The sequence below is a fragment of the Achromobacter sp. UBA5777 genome (assembly GCF_002418565.1).
GTDB classification, from domain to species: domain Bacteria; phylum Pseudomonadota; class Gammaproteobacteria; order Burkholderiales; family Burkholderiaceae_B; genus Achromobacter; species Achromobacter animicus.
This window is the reverse complement of record NZ_DIEJ01000283.1, coordinates 1-348: the sequence shown is the minus strand read 5'-3', so window position 1 is coordinate 348 and position 348 is coordinate 1. Positions and strand designations below refer to the sequence as shown.

General features: G+C 64.9%; 1 protein-coding gene. It reads left to right on the top strand.

The features are described 5' to 3' along the window. Window positions 1-348, top strand: a 348-nt coding sequence (locus B3446_RS24665; RefSeq protein WP_291386366.1) for a LysR substrate-binding domain-containing protein, incomplete at both ends; no start/stop codon positions are given.

The window sequence follows — 348 nt, the reverse complement described above, 5'->3', positions numbered from 1 at the left end:
CGCGACAGCCGCGGCGTGGAAATCACGCCTGCAGGACAGAAACTGCTGCAGCACGCACGCGTCATCATGCGGCAGGTGGATCACCTCAAACACGACTTCCAGGAACAGGCCGATGGCGACGCCGGCCACATCCGCATCTTTGCCAACACCACGGCCGTCACGGAATTCATGCCGGACATCCTGGCGCAATTCCTGTCGGGCCATCCGGGCGTCACGGTGGATCTGCAGGAACGCCTGACGCGCGACATCGTGCGCGGCGTGCTGGATGGCACCACCGACCTGGGCATCGTCGCGGGTCCGGTGGATGCGCCGGAATTGCAGACCATCCACTTCAGCACCGACCGCCTG